Annotated in this window: 17 protein-coding genes; 5 read left to right on the top strand and 12 right to left on the bottom strand. The window is 75.3% G+C overall.

Features of this window, described 5'->3' with window-relative positions:
- Window positions 1-14 precede the first annotated feature (14 nt).
- Entirely contained in the window at window positions 15-797 is a 783-nt protein-coding gene (locus tag ACPFP2_RS16220; protein WP_424089999.1) for a DedA family protein, read from the bottom strand.
- Between the two features lie 87 nt (window positions 798-884).
- Here ACPFP2_RS16220 and ACPFP2_RS16215 point away from each other — a divergent pair, with 87 nt between their 5' ends.
- Together ACPFP2_RS16215 and ACPFP2_RS16210 are read left to right on the top strand one after the other, a co-directional pair.
- Complete coding sequence (locus ACPFP2_RS16215; RefSeq protein ID WP_424089998.1) at window positions 885-1586, top strand: carbon-nitrogen hydrolase family protein; 702 nt, start codon at window positions 885-887, stop codon at window positions 1584-1586.
- Window positions 1587-1710: 124 nt separating this feature from the next.
- Window positions 1711-2529 carry an MOSC domain-containing protein gene (locus tag ACPFP2_RS16210; protein ID WP_424089997.1) on the top strand — a complete coding sequence of 273 codons (819 nt, stop codon included), beginning with the start codon at window positions 1711-1713 and terminating at the stop codon, window positions 2527-2529.
- A gap of 6 nt (window positions 2530-2535) precedes the next feature.
- Here the strand turns inward: ACPFP2_RS16210 and ACPFP2_RS16205 are convergent, their stop codons facing one another.
- The 4 genes from ACPFP2_RS16205 to ACPFP2_RS16190 form a co-directional block, all read right to left on the bottom strand.
- On the bottom strand, window positions 2536-3981 hold the full coding sequence (locus ACPFP2_RS16205) for a serine/threonine-protein kinase (protein WP_424089996.1): 1446 nt from the start codon (window positions 3979-3981) through the stop codon (window positions 2536-2538).
- A gap of 146 nt (window positions 3982-4127) precedes the next feature.
- Window positions 4128-4976, bottom strand: coding sequence for an SAM-dependent methyltransferase (locus ACPFP2_RS16200; protein WP_424089995.1), 849 nt, complete (start codon window positions 4974-4976; stop codon window positions 4128-4130).
- 111 nt (window positions 4977-5087) lie between these two features.
- A complete protein-coding gene (locus ACPFP2_RS16195) occupies window positions 5088-5969 on the bottom strand; it encodes a helix-turn-helix domain-containing protein (RefSeq protein WP_424090044.1) in 882 nt (293 codons plus the stop codon).
- Window positions 5970-6109: 140 nt separating this feature from the next.
- Window positions 6110-6349 (bottom strand): DUF397 domain-containing protein, encoded by a 240-nt coding sequence (locus ACPFP2_RS16190; protein WP_424089994.1) that lies wholly within the window; start codon window positions 6347-6349, stop codon window positions 6110-6112.
- A gap of 269 nt (window positions 6350-6618) precedes the next feature.
- Between ACPFP2_RS16190 and ACPFP2_RS16185 the strand changes: the two genes are divergently transcribed.
- The gene (locus ACPFP2_RS16185; protein WP_424089993.1) at window positions 6619-7269 is read left to right on the top strand and encodes a GGDEF domain-containing protein; all 651 of its coding nucleotides are present in this window, start codon (window positions 6619-6621) and stop codon (window positions 7267-7269) included.
- Between the two features lie 91 nt (window positions 7270-7360).
- On the opposite strand, the gene ACPFP2_RS16180 is transcribed toward ACPFP2_RS16185, so the two are convergent.
- Together ACPFP2_RS16180 and ACPFP2_RS16175 are read right to left on the bottom strand one after the other, a co-directional pair.
- Window positions 7361-7852 carry a type II toxin-antitoxin system PemK/MazF family toxin gene (locus tag ACPFP2_RS16180; protein WP_424089992.1) on the bottom strand — a complete coding sequence of 164 codons (492 nt, stop codon included), beginning with the start codon at window positions 7850-7852 and terminating at the stop codon, window positions 7361-7363.
- Window positions 7853-7901: 49 nt separating this feature from the next.
- On the bottom strand, window positions 7902-8639 hold the full coding sequence (locus ACPFP2_RS16175; protein ID WP_424089991.1) for a class I SAM-dependent methyltransferase: 738 nt from the start codon (window positions 8637-8639) through the stop codon (window positions 7902-7904).
- A gap of 41 nt (window positions 8640-8680) precedes the next feature.
- On the opposite strand from ACPFP2_RS16175, the gene ACPFP2_RS16170 reads away from it, so the two are divergent.
- Window positions 8681-9196, top strand: coding sequence for an NUDIX hydrolase (locus tag ACPFP2_RS16170; RefSeq protein WP_424089990.1), 516 nt, complete (start codon window positions 8681-8683; stop codon window positions 9194-9196).
- 41 nt (window positions 9197-9237) lie between these two features.
- The gene (locus tag ACPFP2_RS16165; protein ID WP_424089989.1) at window positions 9238-10479 is read left to right on the top strand and encodes a hypothetical protein; all 1242 of its coding nucleotides are present in this window, start codon (window positions 9238-9240) and stop codon (window positions 10477-10479) included.
- Between the two features lie 51 nt (window positions 10480-10530).
- On the opposite strand, the gene ACPFP2_RS16160 is transcribed toward ACPFP2_RS16165, so the two are convergent.
- Genes ACPFP2_RS16160 through ACPFP2_RS16140 form a run of 5 tightly spaced genes read right to left on the bottom strand, consistent with a single transcriptional unit; the run spans window position 10531 to window position 25838 of the window.
- A complete protein-coding gene (locus tag ACPFP2_RS16160; RefSeq protein ID WP_424089988.1) occupies window positions 10531-16095 on the bottom strand; it encodes an amino acid adenylation domain-containing protein in 5565 nt (1854 codons plus the stop codon).
- On the bottom strand, window positions 16092-19205 hold the full coding sequence (locus ACPFP2_RS16155) for a non-ribosomal peptide synthetase (protein WP_424089987.1): 3114 nt from the start codon (window positions 19203-19205) through the stop codon (window positions 16092-16094). The genes ACPFP2_RS16160 and ACPFP2_RS16155 overlap by 4 nt, the downstream gene beginning before the upstream one ends.
- Window positions 19202-19390, bottom strand: a complete 189-nt coding sequence (locus tag ACPFP2_RS16150; RefSeq protein WP_088978631.1) for an MbtH family protein — start codon at window positions 19388-19390, stop codon at window positions 19202-19204. The genes ACPFP2_RS16155 and ACPFP2_RS16150 overlap by 4 nt, the downstream gene beginning before the upstream one ends.
- Complete coding sequence (locus ACPFP2_RS16145) at window positions 19390-20343, bottom strand: TauD/TfdA family dioxygenase (RefSeq protein WP_424089986.1); 954 nt, start codon at window positions 20341-20343, stop codon at window positions 19390-19392. The genes ACPFP2_RS16150 and ACPFP2_RS16145 overlap by 1 nt, the downstream gene beginning before the upstream one ends.
- Before the next feature lie 26 nt (window positions 20344-20369).
- On the bottom strand, window positions 20370-25838 hold the full coding sequence (locus tag ACPFP2_RS16140; protein WP_424089985.1) for an SDR family NAD(P)-dependent oxidoreductase: 5469 nt from the start codon (window positions 25836-25838) through the stop codon (window positions 20370-20372).
- Between the last annotated feature and the right edge of the window lie 11 nt (window positions 25839-25849).

Below are 25849 nucleotides of genomic sequence, written 5' to 3'. Positions count from 1 at the left end.
CCGGCGGGCGCGGGTCAGCCGTCCCGGGACCAGGACGACGCCCGGTAGACGGTCCCCCGGCCCGGCCCGGCGCTCTCCACCGGCACGACGCCCCACGACACCTCGTCCGGCTCCGGGGCGGAGGCGGCGGCCCGCGCCCGGCGGGCCCGTACCCGGCCGACCACGAACCAGCCGGCCGCGGCGACGCAGACCACGATGACCACCCGCTGCAGGGAGCCGACGTACGACTCGACCACGTGCCAGTTGTCGCCGAGCAGGTAGCCGGCCATCACGAAGGTGGTGTTCCAGATCAGGCTGCCCAGCGTCGTGTACAGCAGGAAGGTCCCGATGCGCATCCGCTCCACCCCCGCGGGGATGGAGATGAGGCTGCGGAAGATGGGGATCATCCGGCCGAAGAACACCGCCTTCACGCCGTGCCGCAGGAACCACGCCTCCGTCTTGTCGACGTCGCTGAGCTTGACCAGGGGCAGCCGGGCCGCGATCGCCCGCATCCGGTCCCGGCCGAGGGCCGCGCCGATGCCGTACAGCACCCAGGCGCCGACCACGGAGCCGAGCGTGGTCCACAGGATCGCGCCCACCAGACTGATCTTCCCCTGGGCCGCGGTGAAACCGGCCAGCGGCAGGATCACCTCGCTGGGAATGGGCGGGAAGAGGTTCTCCAGCGCCACGGCCAGTCCCGCGCCAGGCCCGCCGAGCCGTTCCACCAGACCGGTCACGTAGCCGACCAGCCCGTCGGAGGGCGGTTCGGACGCGGACACGACCGTGCGGGAACTGAGCGCCAGAGAGCTTGGGATCATGGGACAAAGCTACGAGGCGTCCGGCGGATCGACCACGGATCCGGCCCACCGCCTCGCGGAACCCGGATCCACCCGAAGGGGCCCGTCGTGCGTACACCGCTGACCATCGCCGTCGCCCAGCCGCCCTGCGTGCCGTACGACGTCGTCGCCAACGTCGCGGCCCACGCGGCGGCGGTCCGCGTCGCCGACGCCCGGGTGGTGGTCTTCCCCGAGCTCTCCCTCACCGGGTACGAGCTGGACGCCGCGCCCCTCGACGTCGCCGACGCACGGCTCGCGCCGCTGGTCGAGGCGTGCGCCGCGACCGGTGCCCTGGCCCTGGCCGGCGCGCCGGTCGGCGACGCGGACCGGCGGTGGCTGGGAATGCTCGCGGTCGACGCGACGGGCGTCCGGGTGGCGTACCGCAAGATGTTCCTCGGCGCGGCGGAGTCCGCGCGGTTCGTGACGGGCGACGAGCCGGGAGTGTGCGACGTGGACGGCTGGCGGCTGGGCCTGGCCGTCTGCAAGGACACCGGCGTCGTCGAGCACGCGGCGCGCACGGTGGCGCTCGGGGCCGACGTCTACGTCGCCGGGGTGCTGGAGTCGCCCGAGGACGCCGGGGTCCCCGACGAGCGGGCCCGGCGGGTCGCCGCCGCGCATCGGGTCTGGGTGGCGACGGCGAGCTTCGCCGGCCCGTCCGGCAGCCGCTACCCCCGCACGGCCGGCGGCTCGGGCGTGTGGCGGCCGGACGGCACACCGGTGGCCCGGGCCGGCGCGGAGCCCGGCGAGGTCGTGCGCGCCACGCTCGGCTGAGCAGCGGTCCGCGACGCAGGCGCGGCATGGCGGGCCGGTGGCGCCGGAACCCGCAGGGGGAGCTGGCAGTCGTGACGCGGGCGCGGGACGGCGCGACGGCGCCGGTGTCGCCTACGGTGGACCGGTGACGGTGACCGGGCGGTTGGGGCAGCTGTGGCGCTACCCGGTGAAGTCGATGCTCGGCGAGGCGCTCACCGGCGCCACGGTGGACGAGCGCGGCGTCGCCGGGGACCGCCGGTACGCCCTGCTGGACCGGGAGACCGGGCGGGTGGCCAGCGCCAAGCAGCCCCGGCTGTGGCGGCGCCTGCTCACCGTGCGCGCGTCCGGCGCCCCGCCCGACCTGATCCGGCTCGACCTGCCCGACGGCGCCGCCCGGTCCACCTGCGACGCCGACCTGGACGCCGTCCTGTCCCGGCTGCTGGGCCGCCCGGTCACGCTGACCGGCGACCCGCCGCCGGACGCCGTGCTGGAACGGGCCGACCCGGAGGCGGTGCTGGCCGCCGGCCTCGACGCGACGGTGCCGACGACGCACGGGCCGGTGGGTGCCGCCGCCCCGCCGGGCAGCCTGGTCGACTTCGCGCCGGTGCACCTGCTCACCACCGCCACCCTGGCCGCGGCCGGCGGGGCCGACCCGGTCCGCTACCGGCCGAACCTGGTCATCGAGACCACCGGCGACGGGTTCGCCGAGAACGACTGGGTGGGCCGGGAGCTGCGAATCGGCCCGGAGCTGGTGCTGCGGGTGCTGGCGCCGACGCCCCGCTGCGCGGTGCCGACCCTGGCGCACGGTCCGCTCCCCCGGGACCCGGAGGCGCTGCGCGCGCCGGCCCGGCTCAACCGGGTCGTCCCGCTGCCCGGGCTGGGCCCACAGCCCTGCCTCGGGGCGTACGCGGCCGTGGTGCGGCCCGGCCGGGTCGCGGTGGGCGACCGGGTCGAACTGCGCTGAGCCGGGTCAGTCGTCGTCGGTGCCGCGCGAGCGGGGCCAGATCGCGAGCAGGTCCCGCAGGTCGGCGGCCGTCCCGTCGTCGATCCGGTCCTTCTCGACCGCCTCGGCGAGTTTGCCGGCCAGTTCCCGCAGCCGCTTGATCCGGTCCTTGGGCTTGCCCTCCTCCAGTGCGGACAGCCGGTCGCGCAGTTCCTCGGCCGTCCTCGGATCGACGTCGCCGGCCGCCTGCGCCCGGTCGAGCAGCGCCGCGAACTCGGCGGTGAGCTGGCGCGCCGTGCGGGGCGCGGGCCGCTCCCCGCGCGACGGGGCGCTGGTGGTGGGCGGTGGCGCTTCGACGCTCGTCGGCTCCTGCACCGGCGTCGCGGTGGCCGGGGCGGCGGGGGTGCGCCGGTCGGGTCCGTCGTCGTCGACGGCGAGCACGCCGACCAGGCCGACGAGCAGCGCGACTCCGGCGGCGACGAGGACGCCGAGCGGCCGGTTCGACCGCCGGGCGGCCGGGGCCGGCGGCGCGACGCGGCCGGCGGCGGGACGGGCCGCAGCGGCGGAGCGGTCGATCAGGGTGGGCGGATGGGCGGGCCCGGGCACGGTCGGCAGCAGCGCGGTCGGCGGGTCGGCCGGCGGGGCGGCCCCGAACCGGCCGGCGAGCTGGGCCGCGGTGGGCCGGCGGGCCGGGTCGGCGGCGAGGCAGGCCATGGTCAGCTCGGCGACGTCGGCGGGCAGGCCGGGCACGCGCAGCGGCGGCACCGCCGTCCGCGCGGCGTGCACCTCCAGCGCGTCCTCCCAGGTCTGCACCGGCAGCGGGGGCCGGCCGGTGAGGGCGCGGTAGAGCAGCGCCCCGAGGGCGTACACGTCGCTGGCCGGGTTCGGCGGGCCGGGTGTCAGCCGCTCCGGCGCGAAGTAGGCCGGGGTGCCCATCATCAGCTCGCCGTCGGCGCCGGTCAGCGGGTGCCGGGGGCCGGCCAGGGCGGCGATGCCGAAGTCGAGCACCTTGGCGCCGGTCTCGGTGAGCATCACGTTGGCCGGCTTGACGTCGCGGTGCACCACGCCGATCCGGTGCGCGGCGGCCAGGGCGGCGGCGACCTGGCCGGCGGTGCGGACCGCGTCCGGCCAGGCCAGCGGGCCGCCGGTGAGCCGGTCGGCGAGGCTGTGCCCCTCCACCAGCTCCATCACCAGGTACGGCACGACGACGCCGCCGGGCAGGGCGGCCTCGCCGTAGTCGTAGACCTGGGTTACGTGCGGATGGGTGAGCCGTGCGGCGGCCCGCGCCTCACGCTGGATCACGGCACGCAGCTCGCGGTCGCTGGCGAGCTGCGCGGCGAGCGCCTTGACCGCGACGGGCCGGTGCAGCACCTCGTCGTCGGCGCGCCACACCTCGGACATCCCACCCAGGCCGATCCGCTCGACCAGGACGTAGCGGTCGTGCAGGCGCAGGGCGGGCGTGAGCGACGACATGGTGGTCCAGTCTGCCTGCTGCGGTGATCGCGCACCAACCGCCGTGCCGAGTGGCGACCCGGATGGGCGGAGTTTCGGCGAATGCGCCGCATGCCCGGGTCGTCCGGCGCCACGTGGTTCGCCGACGCCGCCGGTGACCCGAGGGGTCAGGGCTTGCGGGCGACTCCGCCGTACATGCTGACCTCGACCACCGACGGACGCGGCTGCGGCTCGGACTCGGCCCGCCACTCGGCGACCGAGCGGATGCCCGGCTCGACCACGTCGAGGCCGGCGAAGAAGCCGGTGAACTCCTCGAGGGTGCGCAGGTTGATGATCCCGTGCGGTCCGCCGCCCTTCGCCGCCGCCTTGGCCTCCTCGGCGATCTGCGGGGGGAGGTACTCGTGGGTGGCGTGCGAGGCGGCGAGGTAGCTGCCGGGCGGCAGCGCGTCGAGCAGCCGGCGCACCGCCGCGTACGGGTCGTCGGAGTCCGGGACGAAGTGCAGGATCGCCACCAGCATCAGCGCGACCGGCCGGGACAGGTCGATCGTGCGCCGCAGGTCGGGGTGGTGCAGGATCTTCTCCGGATCGCGCAGGTCGGCGTCGATGTAGGCGGTGGCGCCCTCGGGCGAGCTGGTCAGCAGCGCCCGGGCGTGCGCGAGGACGATCGGGTCGTTGTCGACGTAGACCACCCGCGACTCGGGGGCGATCCGCTGGGCGACCTCGTGGGTGTTGTCGGCGGTGGGGATGCCGGTGCCGATGTCGAGGAACTGCCGGATGCCGGCCTCGCGGGCCAGGTAGCCCACCGCCCGCTGGAGGAACCGGCGGTTCTCCAGGGCGCTGATCCGGATGGTCGGGAAGCGCTCGGCCATCGCGTCGCCGGACTCCCGGTCGGCCTGGAAGTTGTCCTTGCCGCCGAGCCAGTAGTTGTAGCGGCGGGCCGGGTGCGCCACCGAGGTGTCGATCCGGTCGCTCGGGTGGACGGGGCCCGGGGTGACTCCCGGGGCGTCGGTGCTCACAGCTGCCTCCACGACGGTCGCGCGACCCGCGACGACGGCGTCCGTCCACTGTCGTCGGTCGCGGACCATCGTAGAGGCACCGGGGCGTCCGCGCCGCCCCGGGCCGGGTGGTCAGGCCGGGTAGAGCTCGTCGCGGATCCGGGCCAGGATCTCCGGCGTCCGCTCCGGCGGCGCGGCCTCCACGCAGAGTCGCTCCATCGCCACCGCGTAGTAGTCGAGGTCCTCGCGCTTGTCGAGGTAGATGGCGCTGGTCAGCTGCTCGATGTAGACGATGTCGGGCAGGTCGTCGTCACCGAAGCGCAGGATGGTGAAGGCACCTCCGGCGGCGGCGTGCCCACCGGCGGCGAACGGGATGATCTGGAGCCGGACGTGCGGCGAGCGGGTCGCCGCCGCCAGGGCGTCGAGCTGCTCGCGCATCACCTGCGGCCCGCCGATCGGCCGGCGCAGGGCGGCCTCGTCGACCACCGCCCACAACTGCGGCGGCTGGTCGCGGCGCAGCAACTGCTGGCGGCGCAGCCGCAGCTCCACCCGCCGCTGCACCTCGTCGGCGGTGGCGTGCCGGTGACCGAGCAGGACCACGGCCCGGGCGTACCCGGCGGTCTGCAGCAGCCCGGGGACGAACTGCACCTCGTAGGTGCGGATCAGCGACGCCGCGGCCTCCAGCCCGAGGTACGACTGGAACCAGCTGGGCAGCACGTCACCGTAGCGGTGCCACCAGCCGGGGCTGTTCGCGTCCCGGGCGAGCTTGAGCAGCGCCTCCCGCTCCTCGGGGGCGTCGACGCCGTAGAGGGTGAGCAGGTCGGCGACGTCGCGCTCCTTGAAGCCGACCCGGCCCAGCTCCATCCGGCTGATCTTGGATTCGGAGGCGCGGATCTCCCAGCCGGCGCCCTCGCGGGTCACGCCGCTGGCCTCGCGCAGCCGGCGGAGCTGGGCGCCGAGCAGCATGCGCAGCACGGTGGGTCCGGTCGCCGGACCCCCCTGCGCGGTAGCCATCGTCACGTGCCGCCCTCCGCGTGCGCGCCCTGCGTCGACCGGACAGCCCGACCCGACCGACGTGTAAGCATGCCATGGACCCACGGTGAGGTGTACTGGTCCACACGGACGATTCCGTCCCGTCGGTGGGAACCGGCCGGTCAGTTGATCAGGTGGTCGAAGTCCCCGTCCCGGGCGCCGAGGACGAAGGCCGCGATCTCGGCCACGGTGTAGATCAGCGCCGGCCCTTCCGGGTGGCGCGAGTTGCGCACCGCGATGCCCGCCCCGCCGGGGAGCGCGGCCAGCTCGACGCAGTTGCCGCTGGGGTTGCTCCGCCGACTCTTCTGCCACCGCAACGGCGGTAGCTGGGTGACCGGTACGCCATTCTCGGGCTGCTGCATGAGGGGTCTTTCTGTGCGGTGAAGAGCCCACCGGCGTCACGAGTGGACGGTGACGCGGCCAGTGGGGTCGCGACGCCGGACCGGGCCGTGCTGCACGTGCATCTGCTATTGCATCTGCATCGGACAGCGAGCATGATAACGCACGTGAACGGTACCCATCCGTTCACTTTCGGTTACCCCACCCGGGTAGCCACCTGGGGAGACGACGGCCCGGCACGGCCCGACGGCCGACGCCTCCCGGCCGTCCACGACGTCGCGAGGGAGGTCTCGTGCCGGATCCGTTGAGCTTCGCGTCCGGCATCTCCGCGGCAGGCGCGTTGGTCTCGGTGTGGCAGCTGCGCCGCCGGGCGCTGCGGGCGGAGGCCGAGATCGCGTACCTGCAGGCCGAACTCGCCGCGGAACGGCACGCCGCCAGCCACGACCCGCTGACCGGGCTGCCCAACCGCCGGGCGTTCCACCGCATCGCCGCGGCCCTGCTCACCGACGCCGGCGGGCAGCCGCTGATCGCCGTGGTGCTCGACCTCAACGACTTCAAGCAGGTCAACGACCGCTACGGCCACGCCGCCGGTGACCAGGTGCTGATCAGCGTCGCGCAGCGGCTGACCGCCTTCGCCGGGGACAACCTCGTCGCCCGCCTCGGCGGCGACGAGTTCGCCGGGCTGCTCCGCACCCCCTCGGTCGACCGGCGCTGGATCGACCACGCCACCCGGCGGCTCTGCGAGGCGATGGCCGCCCCGATTTCGCTGGCCGGGTGCAGCGTCCGGGTCACCGCCTCGGTCGGCCTGGCCCCGGTCACCGGCCCCACCCAGCTCACCGAGGCGCTCTGCGCCGCCGACGCCGCGATGTACCGGGCCAAGGGCGTCACCGGCCGCCGGGCGCCCCGGCAACTCGTCGACGCCCCCCGCCTCGCGGAGTGCTGACGCACCACCTGGGCGGGCCGACGCCATCGGGCACCGGCACGACCTCGCCCGGCGCCGGGACCGGCCGCCGCGCGCCCGTGGCGCGAGCAGGTCAGCGCCAGCCGTAGCCGGCGCGCAGCGCCCGGCCGATCCGGTCGAAGCGGTCCCGGTCCAGCACCGCGCCCTCCCGGCGGATGCTGTCCTCGCGCATGGTGAGCACCCGGTCGAGACGTACCCAGCTCGGGCGGTTGTCCCGGTCCCACTCCCCCGGGCCGAGCGCCAGCCAGTGCCGCTGCCCGTCGCGCTCGCTCTGACTGGAGAGCATCAGCCCGAACAGCGTCCGGCTGTGCCGGCCCACCACCAGCACCGGGCGGTCCTTGCCCTGCCGGGGGTCGTCCTCGTACGGCACCCACGTCCACACGATCTCGCCGGGGTCGGCGTGGCCGTCCAGCTCCGGGGCGTACGTCAGCTCCCGGCGCTGCAACGCGCTGACCTGGCGCCGACGGGCCACCTGGGCCGGGATCGCCCCCGGCGAGCCGACCGGCGCCGCTCTCCCGGCCACCCGGCCGAGCCGGACCGCGACGTTCCTCAACAGACCTGCCACGGCGGCAGCCTAGCCGTCCCCGGGCCGCAGCGCCTCCCGGCCGTTCCCGTCAGCCCGGGCGGCGGGCCAGCACCAGCGTGGTGCGCAGGTCCAGCGTCACCGTGCCGCCGAACCCGTCGACCGTCGCGCCCACCGCCGCCAGCACCCGCTCCCGCAACGCCGGCGGGCGGCGCAGCTGCGGCGAGAAGGTGCTGACCAGGCGCTGGTAGGCGGCCGTGGACAGCGGCTCGTCACGGCGGAACGACTCGGTACGCACATCGGTGAACAGCCCGCTGGCGGTGATCTCCGCGCCGAACCAGCCGTCCGGACGGTCGGCCTGCCCGACCGGGTCCGCCGACTCGAACGCCGCCCGGATCGCCGCGCCCTGGGCCGGGTCGACGTAGTCGTAACAGTGGGCGAGGACGGCCAGGGTGCCGCCCGGCGCCAGCGCGTCGCACGCCCGCGCGCACCGGGTCGCCGGGTCGAGCCAGTGCCAGGCCATCGCGCAGGCCAGCACCGGCACCCCGCCGGGCGGCGGCGGCCACGCCTCGAACCGGACGGGGACCACCTCGACGGCCGGGAAGCGGGCCGCCAGCACCGTGGCCATCCGCGGGTCGGGCTCCACGCAGGTCATCGGCGCGCCCACCGCGAGCAGGGCCCGGGTGGCGAGCCCGGTGCCCGCCCCCACCTCGACCAGCCGGGACGGCGTCCGGCCGTGATAGGCGAGGATGGACCCGGCGAGCGCGGGCGGGTAGCCCGGCCGCGCGTCGTCGTAACTGGCCGCGACCTCACCGAAGACATCCGCCACGACCACCATCCTGCCAAAGGTCGGGCGGGCCAGGGGGACCCATGATCGAGCTGCCGGACGACCTGCCCGTGGTCGAACGCAGCGCCGTGCGCCTGGTGGTGCGCGACGCGCGGGGGCACGTCCTGCTGTTTTACACCCGCGACCCGGAGCACCCCCGGCTGGGCACCTGGTGGGAGCTGCCGGGCGGCGGCGTCGACCCGGGCGAGACGTACACCGACACGGCCCTGCGCGAACTGCGCGAGGAGACCGGCTTCGTGGTCACCGCCGACCGGCTCGGGCCGCCGTCCTGGCGACGCCGGGCCAGCTTCGTCCACCGGCAGCGGCGGCACCTGCAGGACGAGGTGGTGATGACGGTACGGCTCGACGCCGTCGCGCCGGACGTCGACGGCGCCGACCGGCTGGACTACGAGGTGGAGGACTACTTCGGGTTCCGCTGGTGGCCCGTCGCGGAGGTGGTGGCCGGCCGGGACCGGTTCTACCCGGGCCGGCTGCCCGAGCTGCTGGCCCCGTTCCTGGCCGGCGACCGGATCGACGAGCCGTTCGAACTCTGGTCCTGACCGGGATGCCGACCGGGCCACGGGTGGGCACAGTGGAGAGCATGACGACGACCCTGCACGCCCCGCTGGCCCGGTACGCCGCCCGGCTGCACGCCGGGATCGGCGGCCGGCACCACGTGGCCTCCCCGCTCGGCGCCTGGCTGCTGCTCGCCCTGGCCGCGCCGGCGGCCACCGGCGGGCTCCGCGACGAACTGGACGACGTCCTCGGCATGGACGCGACGACCGCGGCCGGGTTGGCCGCCGCGCTGCTGGACGCGCCGCACCCGCTGGTCGCCTCGGCGACCGCGCTCTGGCACCGGCCGGGAACCGATTCGGCGGGGCTGGACGGGTGGCGGGCCGGCCTGCCCCGGACGACCGCGACCGGCCCGCTGCCCGACCAGGCCGGGCTGGACGCCTGGGCCCGGGAGCACACCCTGGGCATGATCGACCGTTTCCCGCTGGCCGCCTCACCCCGGGTGCTGGTGATGCTGGCCGGCGCCCTGGCCACCCGGATCTCCTGGGCCGACCCGTTCGACCTCGCCCCGGGCGCGGCGCTCGGCGGGGCCGGGCCGTGGGCCCGACGGCTCGACCGCGTGCTGCGCGCCCCGCAGCACGGTCACCGGGCGTGGATCGCGGCGACGGCGGCGGGCGACGTCGCCGTGCACGCCGCGTCGGCGGCGCCGCGCGACGGGGCCGGGCTGGTGGTGCTGTCGGTGGCCGCCGACCCGGCGGTCGACCCCGGCGACGTGCTGGCCGCCGCCCACGAGGTGAGCGGCGCGGCGCTCGACGGCGACGGCCCGCCGGCGGACCGCCGGTCCCTGTTCGACCTGCCGCTCGGCGCCGGGCCGGCCTGGACGCTGCGGGAGGAGCAGGTGCCCGTGTGGTCCCGCGACGGCCGGGAGGAGCGGCACGAGGCGGTGCTGCCCTGCTGGTCCGCGCGCGACGAGCACGAGCTGACCGACCCGGCGCTGGGCTTCGGCACGGCGGCGCGGGCGTTGGGCGGGCTGCTCGGCGCGGCGGACCCGGGCGTCGAGGCGCGGCAGGCGGTGCTGGCCCGGTACGGCCGGTACGGCTTCGAGGCCGCCGCCGTCACCGGGACGGCCGTGCTGTCGAGCCTGCCCCCGGACGGCGTACGTCGCACCGCCGAGCTGCGCTTCGACCACCCGTACGCGGTGGTGGCGGTGGCCACCGACCGGCGGGGCGGGACGGGACCCTGGCACGGCGTGCCGGTCTTCTCCGCCTGGGTGGCCGAGCCGGAGGAGCCGGCGGCCGACGACCTGACGGACCCGCCCGCGCCGTGGTGAGGACGGCAGGTGGGGATCCGGGTCCCGGGCGGATCCCCACCTGCCGTCGGCTCAGACGGGCACCGCCTCCCGTTCCCGCTCGGCGGCCCGGGCGGCGAGCCGGCGTTCCCGCTCCTGCGCGCCGATCAGGTCGTCGGGCAGCGAGTCCGGCACCTCGAGGTCGAAGCGGCGCAGCATCCGGATCGCGAAGCCGCCGAGGGTGATCACGACGAGGGCCAGCCCGAAGCAGACGTACGCGAAGCCGATGCCCCGGCCCTCACCGGTGCCGATCACCGCGCCCACCGACCCGGCCAGCGCCCCACCCGGGGCGAGCATCGGCTCGAAGAGCCCGGTCGCCACCGGGGCGAGCACCGCGAAGCCGATCGGCAGGGTGGACCAGGTGATGGTCTGGTTCAGGCTGAACACCCGGCCGTGGAACCGCTGCGGCACCTTGACCTGCACGATCGTCGCGTAGATCGACTGTGCGGTGGTCATCGCCATGGCCAGCCAGAAGAAGCCGACGCAGACCATGGCCAGCGAGGCGTCCAGGCCGATCAACACGCACCCGATCGCGGTGCCGAGGTTGCCGACCAGCACACCGATCATCCGCCGGCGCCGGGGTCCGCCCCAGATCGCCATCAGCACGCCGCCGGCCACCGCGCCGACCGCCTCGGCCAGGGCGACCTGGGCCACCTGCGTCGCGGTGCCGAAGGAGAGCACCAGCGGCGTGGTGAGCACCAGCGCCGGGGCGAGGAAGATGTTGCCGATGGCGAAGTAGCCGAGCATCAACCGGAAGCCCCGGTGCTGCCACGAGTAGCGCAGGCCGTTGGCGATGGCCACCAGCAGCCGTTCCCGGGGCCGCCAGCCGAGCAGGTCCGGGAACCGGACCACGGCCAGGGTCAGCACCGCCACCAGGTAGCTGGCCACGTCGATCAGGAGGATGCCCTTCAGCTCGATCGCGGCGAGCAGGCCGGCGGCGAAGACCGGCATGAGCAGCATCGCCACGCCGGTGGAGAGCTGGGTGATGCCCATCGCGTGGCCGAGGTAGCGCTTCGGCACCAGCTGGGGCACCGCCGACTGGAACGCGATCCGCTGGAACGACGCCGCCACCTGGCTCAACGCGACGAGGGCGTAGATGTGCCAGAGGGCGAGCGTGTCGGTCCAGAGCAGCCCGGCGAGCACCAGCTGGACCGAGCCGGCGCTGCAACTGGCGATCATCATGATCTTCCGGCGGCTGATCCGGTCGGTGACCGCGCCGGCCACCGGCAGCATCAGCACGCCGCAGATCAGCGCCAACGCCCAGAGCAGCCCCAGGTCGGCCACCGAGCCGGTACGGGTGAACAGCCAGATCGGCAGGGCGAACGCGGTCAGCGCCGAGCCGGTGGTGGAGACGAGCTGGCCGACGGTGACCGCGACGAACCGGGCCATGCTCGGCTTCACCACCGCCTTCGCCGGGTCGTCGTCGACGCCGACCCGCTGGTGGTCGGCGACCACCCAGCCGGCGTCCTCGCCCCGGGCGGCCGGGCCGAGCGCCGAGACGTCCCCGGCGGCCACGGCCGGGTGCACCCGGGTGACGATCTCGGCCAGCTCCTCGGCGCGGTACTTGAGGAAGAAGTGCCCGGCCTGGTCGAGCACCACCAGGCCCAGGGTGTCGCTGAGGAACTGCCACTCGGCGTACCGCTCGGTGTGGTAGTCGGTGACCGGGTCCTCCGAGCCGACCACCGAGATGACCGGGGTGCGCAGCTTCGCCGCACCCCGGTCGAGCAGGCCGGTGAAGTACTCCTCGGAGGCGCGGGAGTCGGCCCGCATGTTGCTGATGATCCGGTCGGCCTGCTCCGGGTCCAGCTCGTCGGTGTCCACCCCCATCGACTTGAGCCAGCTGGCGTAGTGCCGGTTGCTGCGCATCCGTTCGAGCCGGGTGCGCAGGGCGGCGAAGGCCCCCTTGGGACGGGCGAAGGGGAACATCGCGCCGATGTAGAGGGCCTCCAACTCCCGGCCGGCGGCCTCCACCTTGCGGGCCACCTCGGCGACGATGGCGCTGCCCACGCCGCAGTGGCCGTAGAGCGCGATCGGCCCCTCGACCCGTTCCAGGATCTCGTCGGCGACCCGGCGGGTCAGCTCCTCGAACGGCAGCGCGTCCTCGGACAGGCCCACGTCGTGGCCGGGGATGGCCAGTGACCAGAGGGCATGGCCGGCGGGCAGCGCGTCGGCCAGCGGCTGGTAGACGATGGCGCTGCCGCCGCCGTACGGGACGCAGACGTAGCTGAGCACCCGCTGCGCGGCGGGGATCGGCCTGGTCAGCTCGTAGAGCAGCCGGCGCGGCTCGTCGCCGTCGCCGCCGCCGGTCATGAACGCGGCCAGGTCGCGGATGGTCCGCTGCTGGAACAGGTCCATCACGCCGACCGCGCGCCCGCCGTGCTCGGCCTTGCGGATCCGCGCCACCACCTGGGTGGCGAGCATGGAGTGCCCGCCGAGGTCGAAGAAGTCGTCGTCGATGCCGAGCGTGTCGACGCCGAGCACGTCCCGCCAGATGCCGGCGAGCAGCCGTTCGGTGTCGTCGCGCGGCTCGACCAGCGCCACCGACGCCTCCCGGGTCACCACCGGGGCCGGCAGCGCCCGGCGGTCGAGCTTGCCGTTGGGGGTCAGCGGCAGGGCGTCCAGGGTGACGAACGCGGCCGGCACCATGTACTCGGGCAGGGTCTCCTTGAGCGCGGCCCGCAGCGCGGCGTGCTCGGCCGTCCCGACCAGGTAGGCGGTGAGCCGCTTGTCGCCGGGGGTGTCCTCGCGGACGATCACCGCGGCCTCGGTCACCTCGGGCTGCTCGCGCAGCGCGCTCTCGATCTCACCCAGTTCGATGCGCAGGCCGCGCAGCTTGACCTGGTGGTCGATCCGGCCGAGGAACTCGATGACGCCGGCCTGCCGGTCGTCGGCCGCGCCGTCCGCCACCGACCCGGTCGCGCCGTCCGCGGCATCCGCCGCATCGGGTACGGCCGGGGCGATCACCCAGCGGGCCAGGTCGCCGGTGCGGTAGAGCCGCGCACCCGGCTCGCCGGAGAACGGATCGGGGACGAAGCGCTCGGCGGTCAGCGCCGGCCGGCGATGGTAGCCGCGGGCCAGCCCCACCCCGCCGATGTGCAGCTCCCCGGCCACCCCGACCGGGCAGGGCTCGCCGCGCCCGTCCAGCACGTACAGCCGCAGGTTGGCGATCGGGCCGCCGATCGGCACACCGGTCAGGCCGGACAGCAACGCCGGGTCGCAGTGCCAGGCGCTGACGTCGATGGCCGCCTCGGTCGGGCCGTACAGGTTGTGCAGCTCGCACCCGGGCAGCCGGGCGGTGAAGTCGACCGCCGAGGTCAGCGGCAGTTCCTCACCGGAGCAGATCACCCGGCGCAGCGCGGTCGCCGCCTCGACGCCGTCCTCGGCGAGGAAGACGGTCAGCATCGACGGCACGAAGTGGGCGGTGGTGACCCGCTCGGCGACCAGCAGGTCCCGCAGGTAGCCGGCGTCCTTGTGCCCACCGGGCCTCGCCAGCACCAGCCGGGCGCCCTCGCGCAGCGGCCAGAAGAACTCCCACACCGAGACGTCGAAACTGGCCGGCGTCTTCTGCAGCACCGCGTCGTCGGCGCCGAGCCGGTACGTCTTCTGCATCCAGTCGAGCCGGTTGACGATGCCCCGGTGGGTGTTCGGCACCCCCTTGGGTCGGCCGGTCGAGCCGGAGGTGTAGATGACGTACGCCAGGTGCTGCGGGCCTGCCGTCGGGGCCGGGTCGTCGGTGGGCTGGTCGGCCCAGACGGCCTCGTCGTCGAGGGCGAGCACGGTCGCGCCGGTGTCCGGCAGCACGTCGCGCAGGTGCCGCTGCACCAGTACCACCCGGGCGGCGGCGTCGTCGACCATGAAGGCGAGCCGGTCCGCCGGGTACTCCGGGTCCAGCGGCAGGTAGGCCCCGCCGGCCTTGAGCACGCCCAGCAGGCCCGCCACCAGCTCCACCGACCGCTCGGCGCAGACCCCGACCAGGGTCTCCGGCCCGACGCCGGCCGCCCGCAGCCGGTGGGCGACCCGGTTCGCCGCGGCGTTCAGCTCGGCGTACGTCGCCGACCGGCCGTCGATGGTGACGGCGACGGCGTCCGGGGTGGCCGCCGCGCGCTCCTCGATCGGCCCGTGCAGGGTCTGCGTGGCCGGGAACCCGGCGGCCGTGTCGTTCCACGCGGCCAGCAGCTCCCGCTCGTCCCCGGCGAGCAGGTCCAGCGCGGAGACCGGGGTGTCCGGGGCGGCGACGACCGAGCGCAGCAGGGTGACCCAGCGCCGGGCCGCCCGCTCGACGGTCGCCCGGTCGAACAGGTCGGTGTTGAAGACCAGCTTGCCCCAGATCCCGTCGGCCACCTCGACGGCGTGCAGCTCGAAGTCGAAGCGGGTCGCCCGCAACTCCATCGGCGTCCACCGGAAGGTCACCTCGGTGTCGCCGGAGACCTCCGTGAAGCGGCCCATCTCGTAGTTCTGCAGCACGAACATGGCCTGGAACACCGGCGAGCGGCTGACGTCGCGGGGCAGGCCCAGCTCGTGGACGACCTTCGCGAACGGCACCTCGGCGTGCTCGAAGCCGTCCAGCACCGCCCGCCGGGTGCGCTGGAGCAGTTCGGTGAAGGTGGGGTCGCCGGCCAGTTCGGCGCGCAGCGGCAGCATGTTGACGAACATGCCGACGACGTTCTCCAGCTCCGGCGCGGACCGGCCGGCGACGGACGCCCCGACGGCGAAGTCGTCCTGCCCGGCGTGCCGGGACAGCAGCACCTGGTACGCGGCGAGCAGCGTCATGAACAGGGTGCCGCCGGACTCCCGGGTCAACGCGGCGAGCCCGTCGGTGACCGCCCGGTCCACCTGGAACTCGACGAAGTCGCCCCGGTAGGTCTGGGTGGCCGGGCGGGGCCGGTCCAGCGGCAGCTCCAGCGGGGTGATCCCGGCCAGCCGCCGCTTCCACCAGTCCAGGTGCTCGCGGGCGGCCGGCCCGTTCAGCTCCTGAGCCTCCCAGCGGGCGAAGTCGCCGTACTGCACCGGCAGGGCGGGCGGCTCGCCGCCCCGGTAGCAGGTGATCAGGTCGCGCAGCAGCACGTCGACCGACCAGCCGTCACCGACGATGTGGTGCTTGCCGAGGAACAGCACGTGGTCGTCGTCGGCGAGCCGGATCAGCAGGGCGCGCAGCAGCGGCCCGGTCGCCAGGTCGAACGGCTCGGCCGCGGCGGCCTCCACCAGCGCCTGCGCGGTCGCCTCGTCGGGAGCGTCCACGATGGTCAGCGGAACGGTCACCGCCTCCTCGATCACCGCCGTCGGACGGCCGTCGGCGTCGGCCGGGAAGCGGGTGCGCAGCGACTCGTGCCGGGCGGTCAACGCCGCCAGGGCGGCGCGCAGCGCCGTGCGGTCGAGCGGTCCGCGCACCCGCAGCGGCACCGCGATGTGGTACGCCGCCTCGCCGGGCGCGATCTGGTCCATGAACCAGACCCGCTCCTGGGCGTACGACAGCGGCACCGGCGCGCCCGCGGGCCGGGGCGTGATCCGGGCGGTCGGCGCGGCCTGGCGCCGGCGCAGCCGCTGGGCGATCAGCGCCGCGCGGGCCGCCTCGCGGGTGGGATCCTTCAGGTCCGTCATGCGGGGGTGTCCTTCTCGGCCGCCAGCAGCGCGGCGACCTCGGTGTCGGAGAGCTGGTCCAGCTCGGCGGCGATGCGCTGCTCGATCACCGCGGCCAGGTCGGTCACCACCGGGCTGCTGAACAGCGCCCGCATCGGCAGGTCGACGTCCACCTCGGCGCGGATCCGGGCCATCGCCCGCATGCCGCGCAGCGAGTTGCCGCCCAGGGCGAAGAAGTCGTCGTGCGCGCCCACCTTCTCCACCTGGAGGATGTCGGCGTACACCTCGGCCACCAGGGTCTCGGCGTCGGTGCGCGGCGGGACGTAGCCGTCGCCGGACGCCGTCGCGGCCGGGGCGGGCAGCGCCGCCCGGTCGAGCTTGCCGTTGGGGGTCAGCGGCAGCGCCTCGAGCCGGACGAACGCGGTCGGCACCAGGTGGGCGGGGAGTTCCCGGGCCAGCTCGGCGGCGAGGTGGGTCTCCTCGGCGGTGCCGACGTGGTAGCCGACCAGCGTCGGCTCGCCGGAGTCGGCGCGCACCGCCACCGCCGCCTCGCGCACCTCCGGGTGGGCCAGCATCGCCGACTCGATCTCGCCCAGCTCGATGCGCATGCCGCGCACCTTGACCTGGTCGTCGCGGCGGCCCAGGTAGTCCAGGGTGCCGTCGGCGCGCCGGCGGGCCAGGTCGCCGGTGCGGTACATCCGCTGCCCGGGCGGCCCGTACGGGCAGGGCAGGAAGCGCTCGGCGGTGCGGGCGGGACGGCGCAGGTAGCCGCGGGCGAGCTGGTCACCGGCGACGTACAGCTCCCCGACCACGCCCGGCGGGACCGGGTTCAGCGCGGCGTCGAGCAGGTACACCCGTGCCCCGGCGGTGGGCCGGCCGATCGGCACCGGGCCGGCGGCCACCGGCTCGCCGGGCCCGATCCGCGCGGCCACGCAGCCGACGGTCGCCTCGGTCGGGCCGTACTCGTTGACCACCGCCACGTCCGGGTGGGCGGCACGCCAGCCCGCCAGCTGCTCCCCGGTGAGCGCCTCCCCGCCGATCACCAGGTCGCCGGTCGGGGAGAGTTCCCCGTCGAGCAGCGGCAGGTGGCTCGGGGTGACCTTGAGGAAGCTGGGGCGTCCGCCGGCGCGGGCCTGCGGCGAGTCGATCGCGGCCAGCCGGACCGTGCCGCCGGCGGTGAGCGGGCCGAGCAGGCCGGTGACGGTGAGGTCGAACGAGACCGGCGAGTGCAGCAGCGCCGTGCCGGCCAGCCCCGGATAGGTGTCCCGGGCCCAGGCCAGATAGGCGGCGACGGCGCGGTGCTCCACCACCACGCCCTTGGGCCGGCCGGTGGAGCCGGAGGTGTACAGCACGTACGCCGGGTGCTCGGGGCGCAGCGGGGCGGTCCGCTCGGCGTCGGTGAGGTCGGCGTCGGAGCGGTCCGCGCCGGTCGTGCCGTCCAGCAGCACCGGGTCGCCGCCGACCAGCGCGGCGGTCTCCGGCAGGGCCAGCACCAGCGCCGGCTCGGCGTCGGCGAGCAGGTACGCGATCCGGCCGGCCGGGTAGCCGGTGTCCACCGGGACGTACGCGGCGCCGGCCTTGAGCACGGCGAGGACGGCGACCAGCAGCTCCGCCGAGCGCGGCAGGGCGAGCGCCACCCGGGTCTCCGGGCCGGCGCCCCGGGCCACCAGCACCCGGGCGAGCCGGTTCGCGGCGGCGTTCAGCTCGGCGTACGTCAGCCGCACGTCCGCGCAGACCAGCGCGGTGGCGTCCGGGGTCGCGGCGGCCTGCCGCTGCACCTCGTCCACGACGGTGGGCAGCGGGCCGGCCGTGCCGGCGCCGGCGTCGAGGACCAGCTCCCGCTCGGCGTCGTCGAGCAGCGGCAGCGCGGAGACCGGCCGCTGCGGGTCGGTGACCGCCGCGTCGAGCAGCCGCACGTAGCGGGTGACCACCGACTCGGCGGTGGACCGGTCGAACAGATCGGTGCGGTAGACCAGCCGGCTCTCCCCGGCCGTGACGTCGAAGGCCAGGTCGTCCTTGGCGGTGCCGAGCTCCACCGGGTCGAGGCCGGAGTCGGGGATGAAGTTCAGCGCGGTCTGGAAGATCGGCTGCACCGACGGGTCCCGCTGCGGGTCGACCGCCTCGACGATGCGCTGGAACGGCGTCTGGCCGTGCTCCATCGCGTCGACCAGGCCGTCGCGGACCCGGCCGAGCAGCTCGGTGAAGCTCGGGTCGCCGCCGACGTCGCAGCGCAGCGCGACCGGGTTGACGAACATGCCGATCAGCGGCATCACCTCGGCGCTGTCCCGGCCGGCGGTGGAGACGCCGACCACCACGTCGGTGTCGCCGGAGATCCGCGACAGCAGCGCGGCGAAGCCGGCCAGCAGCACCATGTACGGCGTGGCCGACGCGCCGACGGCGAGCCGGCCGATCCGGTCGAGGAGCCCGTCGGGCAGGTCGAAGCGGACCTCGTCGCCGGCGAAACCGAGCTGGGCGGGGCGGGGCCGGTCCAGGGGCAGCCCGGTGACGGCCGGCGCGCCGGCCAGATGCCGCCTCCAGAAGTCGAGCTGCCGGTCCAGCTCCGCGCCGGTGAGCTGGTCGCGTTGCCAGGCCGCGAAGTCGGCGTACTGGATGGGCAGTTCGGGCACGGCGGCGCTCGCGCCGCTCAGCGCGGCCCGGGCGAACGCGTCGAGTTCGTCGACCATCAGCACCGCCGAGCGGCTGTCGAAGACGGCGTGGTGCACCACGAACAGCAGCAACCAGGCGTCGTCGCGGCGGACCAGCCGGGCCCGCCACAGCGGCGGGGTGTCCAACGGGATCGGCGTGCGGGCGAGTTCGGCGCACAGCGCGTCGAACCGGGCCCCGCGCTCGGCCTCCGGCAGGTCGCGCAGGTCCTCGGTGGGGATCACCACGGGCTCGTGCTCCCGCACCACCTGCACCAGGGCGCCGTCGTCGACGCGCAGGTGGGTGCGGAGCGCCTCGTGCCGGGCGACGACCCGGTCGAGCACCTCGGTCGCCGTGGCGGCGTCGACGCCGGCCGGGACACGCCACGGGGCGGAGACGTTGTAGACCGGGGACCCGGGGTCGAGCTGGTTGGCCAGCCACACCCGCTCCTGCGCGAAGGAGACGGGGAAGGTCCACTCGCGGGTCACGACGAGACCTCCCGCACCGAGCGGGGGCGCATGTCGGTCCAGACCACCTCGACGTGGGCCAGGCACTCCTCGCGGGAGCCGGCGAAGCCGGCGTCGTGCCAGCCGGCGGGCAACTCACGGTCGGCCGACCAGATCGAGTACTGCTCCTCGTCGTTGCGCACGACCAGGAATCGGGGCTCGGCCATCAGTTGTCTCCAGCGCTCTCGGGGGTGTGCGGTTCGGCCATCGCGACGGCGATCTTGCGGGGGCCGGTGAACGGCTCCCGGGCGTGCGCGGCGGTCATGTTGTCGACCACCAGCACGTCGTCGCGGTGGTAGTCGAAGCGGACGCTGGCCGCCCGGTACGCGGCCCGTAGGTGGTCCAGCACGTCGGCGGGGATCTCGCCGCCGTCGCCGTAGTAGGTGTTCGAGGGCAGCCCGTCGGGGCCGAACATGGCGAGCAGCCCCTCCTGGTAGTCCTTCGGCAGGGTGCTCACGTGGAAGAAGGTGGCGTGGTTGAACCAGCGCGGGGTGTCCGAGCCGGGCCGCAGGTGCACCACGTCGCGGACCGCCCGGGTGCGCAGGCCGTCGGCGCCGACCCACTCCAGCCCGATCCGGTTGCGTGCCGCGTACGCCTGGACCTCGGCCCGGTCGGTGGTGCCGAAGACGTCCTGCCAGCGGGTGCCGAAGTCGGCGTGGAAGTTGCGCACCAGCATCCAGCGCCGCCGGACGAACTCCTCCCGCACGTCCGGGTCGATCGCCTCGTACACCCGGCGGACGTCGGCCAGCGGGGTGGCGCCGAGGGTGTCCGGCGGGGTGATGCAGTAGAAGAAGAGCGTCAGCGGCCAGGACGCCTGGTACGAGTTCTCGTTGTGCAGGAAGATCTCCTCGTCCGGCGGGTAGTCGGTCGAGGTGTAGACCCGGCCCTTGATGGCGTGCCGGGGTGAGGACCGCTCGGTGTAGGTCAGCGGCTCGCCGGAGAACGCCCGGACGACCGCGTCGAAGCCGTCCACCCCGCCGACGTCGAAGCCGCGGAACAGCAGCCCGCCGTGCTCGGTGAGGGTGGCGCGCAGCTCCGCGCGGCGCCGGCCGATCAGCTCGGTCAGCGGTGTGCCGTCGCTCTCGACGACCACCGGCAGCGTGGCGATCGTGTCGCTCATTGCTCTGTCACTCCTGTATCTCGACGTCAGGCGCGGGGCAGCCGCGGGATGGCGGCAACGGTGGCCGGGGCGGCCGGGGCGTCGGCGGGGGCGGCGGCGCGCAGCTCCTCGATCCGGGCGGCCAGCCCGGCCACGGTCGGGGTCTCGAAGAGGCTGCGCATCGGCAGCCGCACCCCGGTCGCCTTGCGCATCGCGGCGATCAGCTGCACCGCGACCAGGGAGTTGCCGCCGAGGGCGAAGAAGTCGTCGTCGACGCCGACCTCGGTCACGCCCAGGCCGTCCCGCCAGACCTCGGCGATGGTGCTCTCCAGCTCGGTGCGCGGCGCGGCGGAGGAGCCGGCGGCGGTGACCGGGACGGCCACGGCCGGCTCGCCGTCGGACTCCAGGCCGCTGGTGGTGACCCGGGACGACCTGTGACGGATGTCCTCGACGGTGCGGGTGGTGATGACCACCTGGGCGCCGAGACCGGCGCTCAGGCTCCGCCGGAACGCCTCGGCCCCGTCGACCGGGCGGATGTCCTCGCTCACCGCGTCGCCGGCCGGGGCGCTCTCCTCGGCGGTGGCGGCGGTGGCCAGTCCCCCGGTGACCGCGCCCTGGTCGACCCGGCGCAGCACGAAGTCGCCGATCGCGACGAGTTCGCGGCCCTGCGCGTCGGTCAACGACAGGTCGGCGGCGACCACCTCGACGCTCGCCCCGGTCCGGTGCCGCAGGTGACTGTGGAACTGCGCCGGCAGCGGCCCGCGCACCACGATCCGCCCGTACGACAGCGGCAGGTAGGTGCCCTCGCCCTGGCCACGGCCGAACGCGGTGGCCACGTCCAGCAGCGCCGGGTGCAGCCCCCAGGCGGACAGGTCGGCGGCCACCTCGGCGGGAGCGACGACGTGCGCCAGTTCCTCCCCCTCGCCCAGGTGGTGCTCGGCCAGCGCGTGCCACCGTGGACCGAAGGTGAGCATGCTGGTGCGGCCCCGGCCGAACGACGCGTCGTCGTCGACCCGGCGGCCGGTGACCGCCGGCACCCGGGTCGGCGGGGCGGGCTCGGTGGTCCAGCCGGCCGCGCCGCGCACGTGGGTGCGCGTCGTGCCCGCGGCGAGGCTGCGCACCGTGAAGTCGACCCCTTCGTCGGTGGGGGTCAGCTCGACCCGGTACTGGGCGACGGTGCCGTCCGGCACCGAGAACGGCTCCAGGAAGACCACGTCGCGCAGCTCGACCGCCGCGTCGGCGGCCGGGGCGGGCAGCGCGGCGACGACGGCGGCGCGCACCGACTCCAGGTGGGCGGTGCCGGGCACCACCGGCACCCCGCCGATGCGGTGCTCGTCGAGCAGCCAGTGGGTGTCGGCGGAGACCAGGCCGTGCAGGACGGTGCCGTCCGCGCCGACGACCTTGGTGGTGAGCACCGGGTGGTCCACCGCGCTGGTCACGGTGTCCCGACCGGCGGCCCGGAAACCGGCCGGCGAGTCGGTCTCCACGGCCATCCCGACCTCGGCCCAGCCGCCCCAGTTCTGCGACACCACCGGGGCCCGGAAACCCGCCCCGGAGCGGGCGTACGCGTCGAGGAAGGCGTTGGCCGCGCAGTAGTCGACCTGGCCGAACCCGCCGATCACCGAGGTGATCGAGGAGCAGAGCGCCACGAAGTCCATCGGCAGGTCACCGAAGACCCGGGCCAGGGCGAGGGTGCCGGTGAGCTTCGGGGCGAGCACCCGCTCCGCCTCGGCCCGCTCCTTCACCTCGGCCATGCCGCCACCGGGCAGGCCGGCGGCGTGCACGATGCCGTCGATCCCGCCGAACCGCTCCTCGGCGGCCTGCCGCACCCGGCGCAGGTCGGCCGGGTCGGTGACGTCGGCGGCGAGGACCAGCACGGACGCGCCGGCGGCCTCCATCCGGCGGATCGCCGCGATCGCCCGGCCGGCCCGGTCGGCGCCGCCGTGCACGGCGAGGTGCTGGTCCCACTCCTCGCGCGGCGGCAGGCCGGAGCGGGCCAGCAGCACCAGCTTCGCCCGCACCCGGCGGGCGAAGTCCTCGGCGAGGGTGACGCCGATGCCGCCGAGGCCACCGGTGATGACGTACCGGCCGCCCTCGCGCAGCGGGCCCGGCCCGGCCTCGGCGTCCACGGTCACCTGCTCGTAGCCGGTCACCCAGCGGCGCCGCCCGCGCAACGCCAGCTCGGCCCGCTGCGGGTCGACCGGGCGGCCCAGTTCGGCCACCACCGCATCCACGTCGGACGTGGCCGGGTCGGCGTCGAGCAGCCGGACGGCCAGCCCGGGCAGTTCGACCGGGAGCACCCGGGCCAGGCCGGCGAGGGTGGCGTGCTCGGGGCGGAGCAGGTCGGCGCCGGTGACGTCACCGATGCCGGAGGTGACCAGGTCGAGGGTGAGGGTGCGCTCCTCGGCGGTCAGCCCGGCGCCGGCGAGCGCCTGCACCAGGTGCAGGGCGCTGAAGAAGCCCCGGTCCTGGGCGGCCCACGCGGCCGCGAGGTCGGCGTCGGCCGGCTCGCCGTCAAGGGCGAGGGCGTGCACCAGCCGGTCCGGCAGGTCGGCGCCGAGGGCGGCCACCAGCGCGTCGTGGTCCTCCCGGACGCCGGGGCGCAGCCGGTAGCCGTCGTCGACGGCGGCGAAGCCGTCGCCGGGGCGTACCACGGTCGGCTCGGCGCCGGCGGCCCGCAGCGCCGCGACCAGCGCGTCGCCGCGCGGACCGTCGGCGAGGACCAGGCAGCGGCCGAGCGGCGCGGTCCGCGGCTCGGCGGCGGCCTGCCGCCAGACCGGCACCGCGAACCACTCCGGCAGCGGGCGCGGGCCGGTCTCGACCGGCGCCACGGCCACCTGCTCCTGCGGGTCCGGGTCCACCCAGTAGCGGCGACGCTCGAAGGGGTACGTCGGCAGCGGCACCCGCCGGGCGTCCGGGTCGGAGCCCAGCCGCACCGGAACGCCGGCGCACCAAAGCGCCGCGGCCGTGCCGAGCAGGGTGGCGAGGTCGCCGGTGGGCTCGCCCGGGCCGGGCAGGCTGCCCAGCGGGACGAGCTTGCGCTGCGTCTCGGACGCCTTGGCGACCTGCATCCGGGCCAGGTTCGCCAGCTGCCGGCCCGGGCCGCACTCCACCAGCGACCAGGTGCCCTCGGCGAGCAGGGTCGCCACGCAGTCGCCGAAGCGCACCGGCCGGCGCAGGTGCGCCGCCCAGTACCCCGGGTCGGTGGCCTGCTCGTCGGTGATCCAGGTGCCGGTCACGTTGGACAGGAACGGCACCGTCGGCGGCCGCAGCGTCACCGTGCCCATCAGGGCGGTGAACTCGGCCAGGATCGGCTCCATCATCGGCGAGTGGAAGGCGTGCGAGGTGCGCAACGCCTTGGCCTTGACGTCCAGCGTCTGCGCGAACGCGGCGACCGCGTCGCTCGGGCCCGCCACGACGCAGGTGCCCGGGCCGTTGACGGTGGCGACCGCGACCCCCTCGGGCAGCCGCTCGGCCACCACCGACTCGTCCAGCGGCACGGCGAGCATCGACCCCGGCGCGACGGACTGCATCAGCCGGCCCCGGGCGGCGACCACCCGCAGGGCGTCCGGCAGGCTCAGCACCCCGGCCACCGTCGCGGCGACGTACTCGCCGATCGAGTGGCCGATCATCGCGGCCGGCCGCACGCCGGCGGACCGCCAGAACGCGGCCAGGGCGTACTCGACGACGAAGAGGGCGGGCTGGGTGTAGCGGGTCTCGGTGAGCTTCTCGCCCGCCTCGGGGTCGCGGCCGAGGATCAGGTCACGGATGTCCAGGCCCAGTTCGGGGCGGAGCAGCTCGGCGCACTCGTCCACGGCGGCGGCGAAGCCCGGCTCCTCGGCGTAGAGCTGCGCGCCCATACCCGCGTACTGGGAGCCCTGGCCGGAGAAGAGGAACGCCTGCCGGGGCGCCGCGCCCTCGACCACGCCGGCCTGCCGGCGACGCTTGGTGCGCAGCGCGGCGACCGCGTCGGGCAGGTCGGTGGCGACCACGGCGACCCGGTGCGGGTACTGCTGGCGGCCGACGCGCAGGGTGTGCGCGACGTCCGCGAGGTGCTCCGGCCCCCGGTCGGTGACGGACTCCAGATGCTCGGCGAGCTGCCGCACCGCCGTCTCCAGCGCGCCGGCGGTCCTCGCCGAGACGTGCAGCAGCTGCGCCGGGCGGACCCGCCGCTCCCGGTACGCCGCCGGCGCCTCCTCGAGCACCACGTGCGCGTTGGTGCCGCCGATGCCGAACGAGCTGACCCCGGCGCGGCGGGGCGTGCCGTCGGTGTCCCACTTGGTCAGGGTGTTCGCCACGTAGAACGGGGTGTCGGCGAAGTCGATCGCCGGGTTCGGGGTCTCGTAGTTGATGGTCGGCGGGATCAGGCCGTGCTCCATCGCCAGCACCGTCTTGATCACGCTGACGATGCCGGAGGGCTGACTGAGGTGGCCGATGTTCGACTTCACCGAGCCGATGCCGCACCAGCCCCGGTCGTCGGTGTCCTTGGCGTAGACGGTGGACAGCGCGGTGACCTCGATCGGGTCGCCCATCGCGGTGCCGGTGCCGTGCGCCTCGACGTAGCTGATGGTGCGCGGGTCGATCCCGGCCATGCCGACCGCCTGGGCGATCGCCTCCACCTGCCCGTCGACGCTGGGGGCGGTGAAGCCGACCTTCCCGGCGCCGTCGTTGTTGATGGCGTTGCCGAGCACCACGGCGCGGATCGCGTCGCCGTCGGCGATCGCGTCGGAGAGGCGCTTGAGCAGGGTGACGCCCACGCCGCTGCCCCAGACCGTGCCGTTGGCGGCGGCGTCGAACGGGCGGCACCGGCCGTCGGGCGAGGTGAAGCCGTCCATGCCCAGGTAGCCGACGTGCGGCAGCTCGATGTTGACGCCACCGGCGAGGGCCATGTCGCACTCGCCGTTGCGCAGCGCCTCACAGGCCAGGTGGAACGCGACCAGCGAGGTGGAGCAGGCGGTGTGCACGGTCAGGCTCGGCCCGCGCAGGTCCAGCCGGTACGACACGTTGGTGGCGACGTAGTTCGGCGAGTTGCCGCTGGCGATGGAGACCGCACTGTGCGGGCCGCCGCCGACGCGCCTGTTGCGCAGCACGTACCGGTGCAGGTAGGTGTTGCCGCCGGTGCCGGCGTACACGCCGACCGCGCCGTCGTAGCGGGCCGGGTCGTAGCCGGCGTCCTGCAGGGCGGTGTGGCAGCTCTCCAGGAACAGCCGGTGCTGCGGGTCGGTGATCTCCGCCTCCCGGGCGGTCATCCCGAACAGACCCGCGTCGAACTCGTCGTACCCGTCGACGAGCGGGGCCCGGTTGACCCAGCCGGGGTCGTCGACCTCCTCGGCGGTGGCGCCGCGGGCCAACTGCTCCTCCCGGGTCAGTTCGGTGACCGACTCGACCCCGTCGACCAGATTGCGCCAGAACTCGTTCACGTCCGCCGCGCCGGGCAGGCGGGCGGCCAGCCCGACGATCGCGATGGGCTCGATGCCGTCGTCGGCAGGCAGGTCGATGTCGGTCGGGTTGCTCATGAGGCTGTCCT

Origin of the sequence: Micromonospora citrea, assembly GCF_049629545.1 — a bacterium.
Classification (GTDB): Bacteria; Actinomycetota; Actinomycetes; order Mycobacteriales; family Micromonosporaceae; genus Micromonospora; species Micromonospora citrea_A.
This window is presented reverse-complemented; position numbering and strand designations above follow the sequence as displayed.

What these genes read in the sequence shown, in the direction of transcription:
- ACPFP2_RS16170 (WP_424089990.1), top strand. Translation starts at nt 8,681, where the DNA reads ATGATCGAGCTGCCGGACGACCTGCCCGTGGTCGAACGCAGCGCCGTG.
- ACPFP2_RS16220 (WP_424089999.1), bottom strand. Translation starts at nt 797, where the DNA reads ATGATCCCAAGCTCTCTGGCGCTCAGTTCCCGCACGGTCGTGTCCGCG.
- ACPFP2_RS16145 (WP_424089986.1), bottom strand. Translation starts at nt 20,343, where the DNA reads ATGAGCGACACGATCGCCACGCTGCCGGTGGTCGTCGAGAGCGACGGC.
- ACPFP2_RS16140 (WP_424089985.1), bottom strand. Translation starts at nt 25,838, where the DNA reads ATGAGCAACCCGACCGACATCGACCTGCCTGCCGACGACGGCATCGAG.
- ACPFP2_RS16205 (WP_424089996.1), bottom strand. Translation starts at nt 3,981, where the DNA reads ATGTCGTCGCTCACGCCCGCCCTGCGCCTGCACGACCGCTACGTCCTG.
- ACPFP2_RS16160 (WP_424089988.1), bottom strand. Translation starts at nt 16,095, where the DNA reads ATGACGGACCTGAAGGATCCCACCCGCGAGGCGGCCCGCGCGGCGCTG.
- ACPFP2_RS16195 (WP_424090044.1), bottom strand. Translation starts at nt 5,969, where the DNA reads ATGGCTACCGCGCAGGGGGGTCCGGCGACCGGACCCACCGTGCTGCGC.
- ACPFP2_RS16165 (WP_424089989.1), top strand. Translation starts at nt 9,238, where the DNA reads ATGACGACGACCCTGCACGCCCCGCTGGCCCGGTACGCCGCCCGGCTG.
- ACPFP2_RS16190 (WP_424089994.1), bottom strand. Translation starts at nt 6,349, where the DNA reads ATGCAGCAGCCCGAGAATGGCGTACCGGTCACCCAGCTACCGCCGTTG.
- ACPFP2_RS16150 (WP_088978631.1), bottom strand. Translation starts at nt 19,390, where the DNA reads ATGGCCGAGCCCCGATTCCTGGTCGTGCGCAACGACGAGGAGCAGTAC.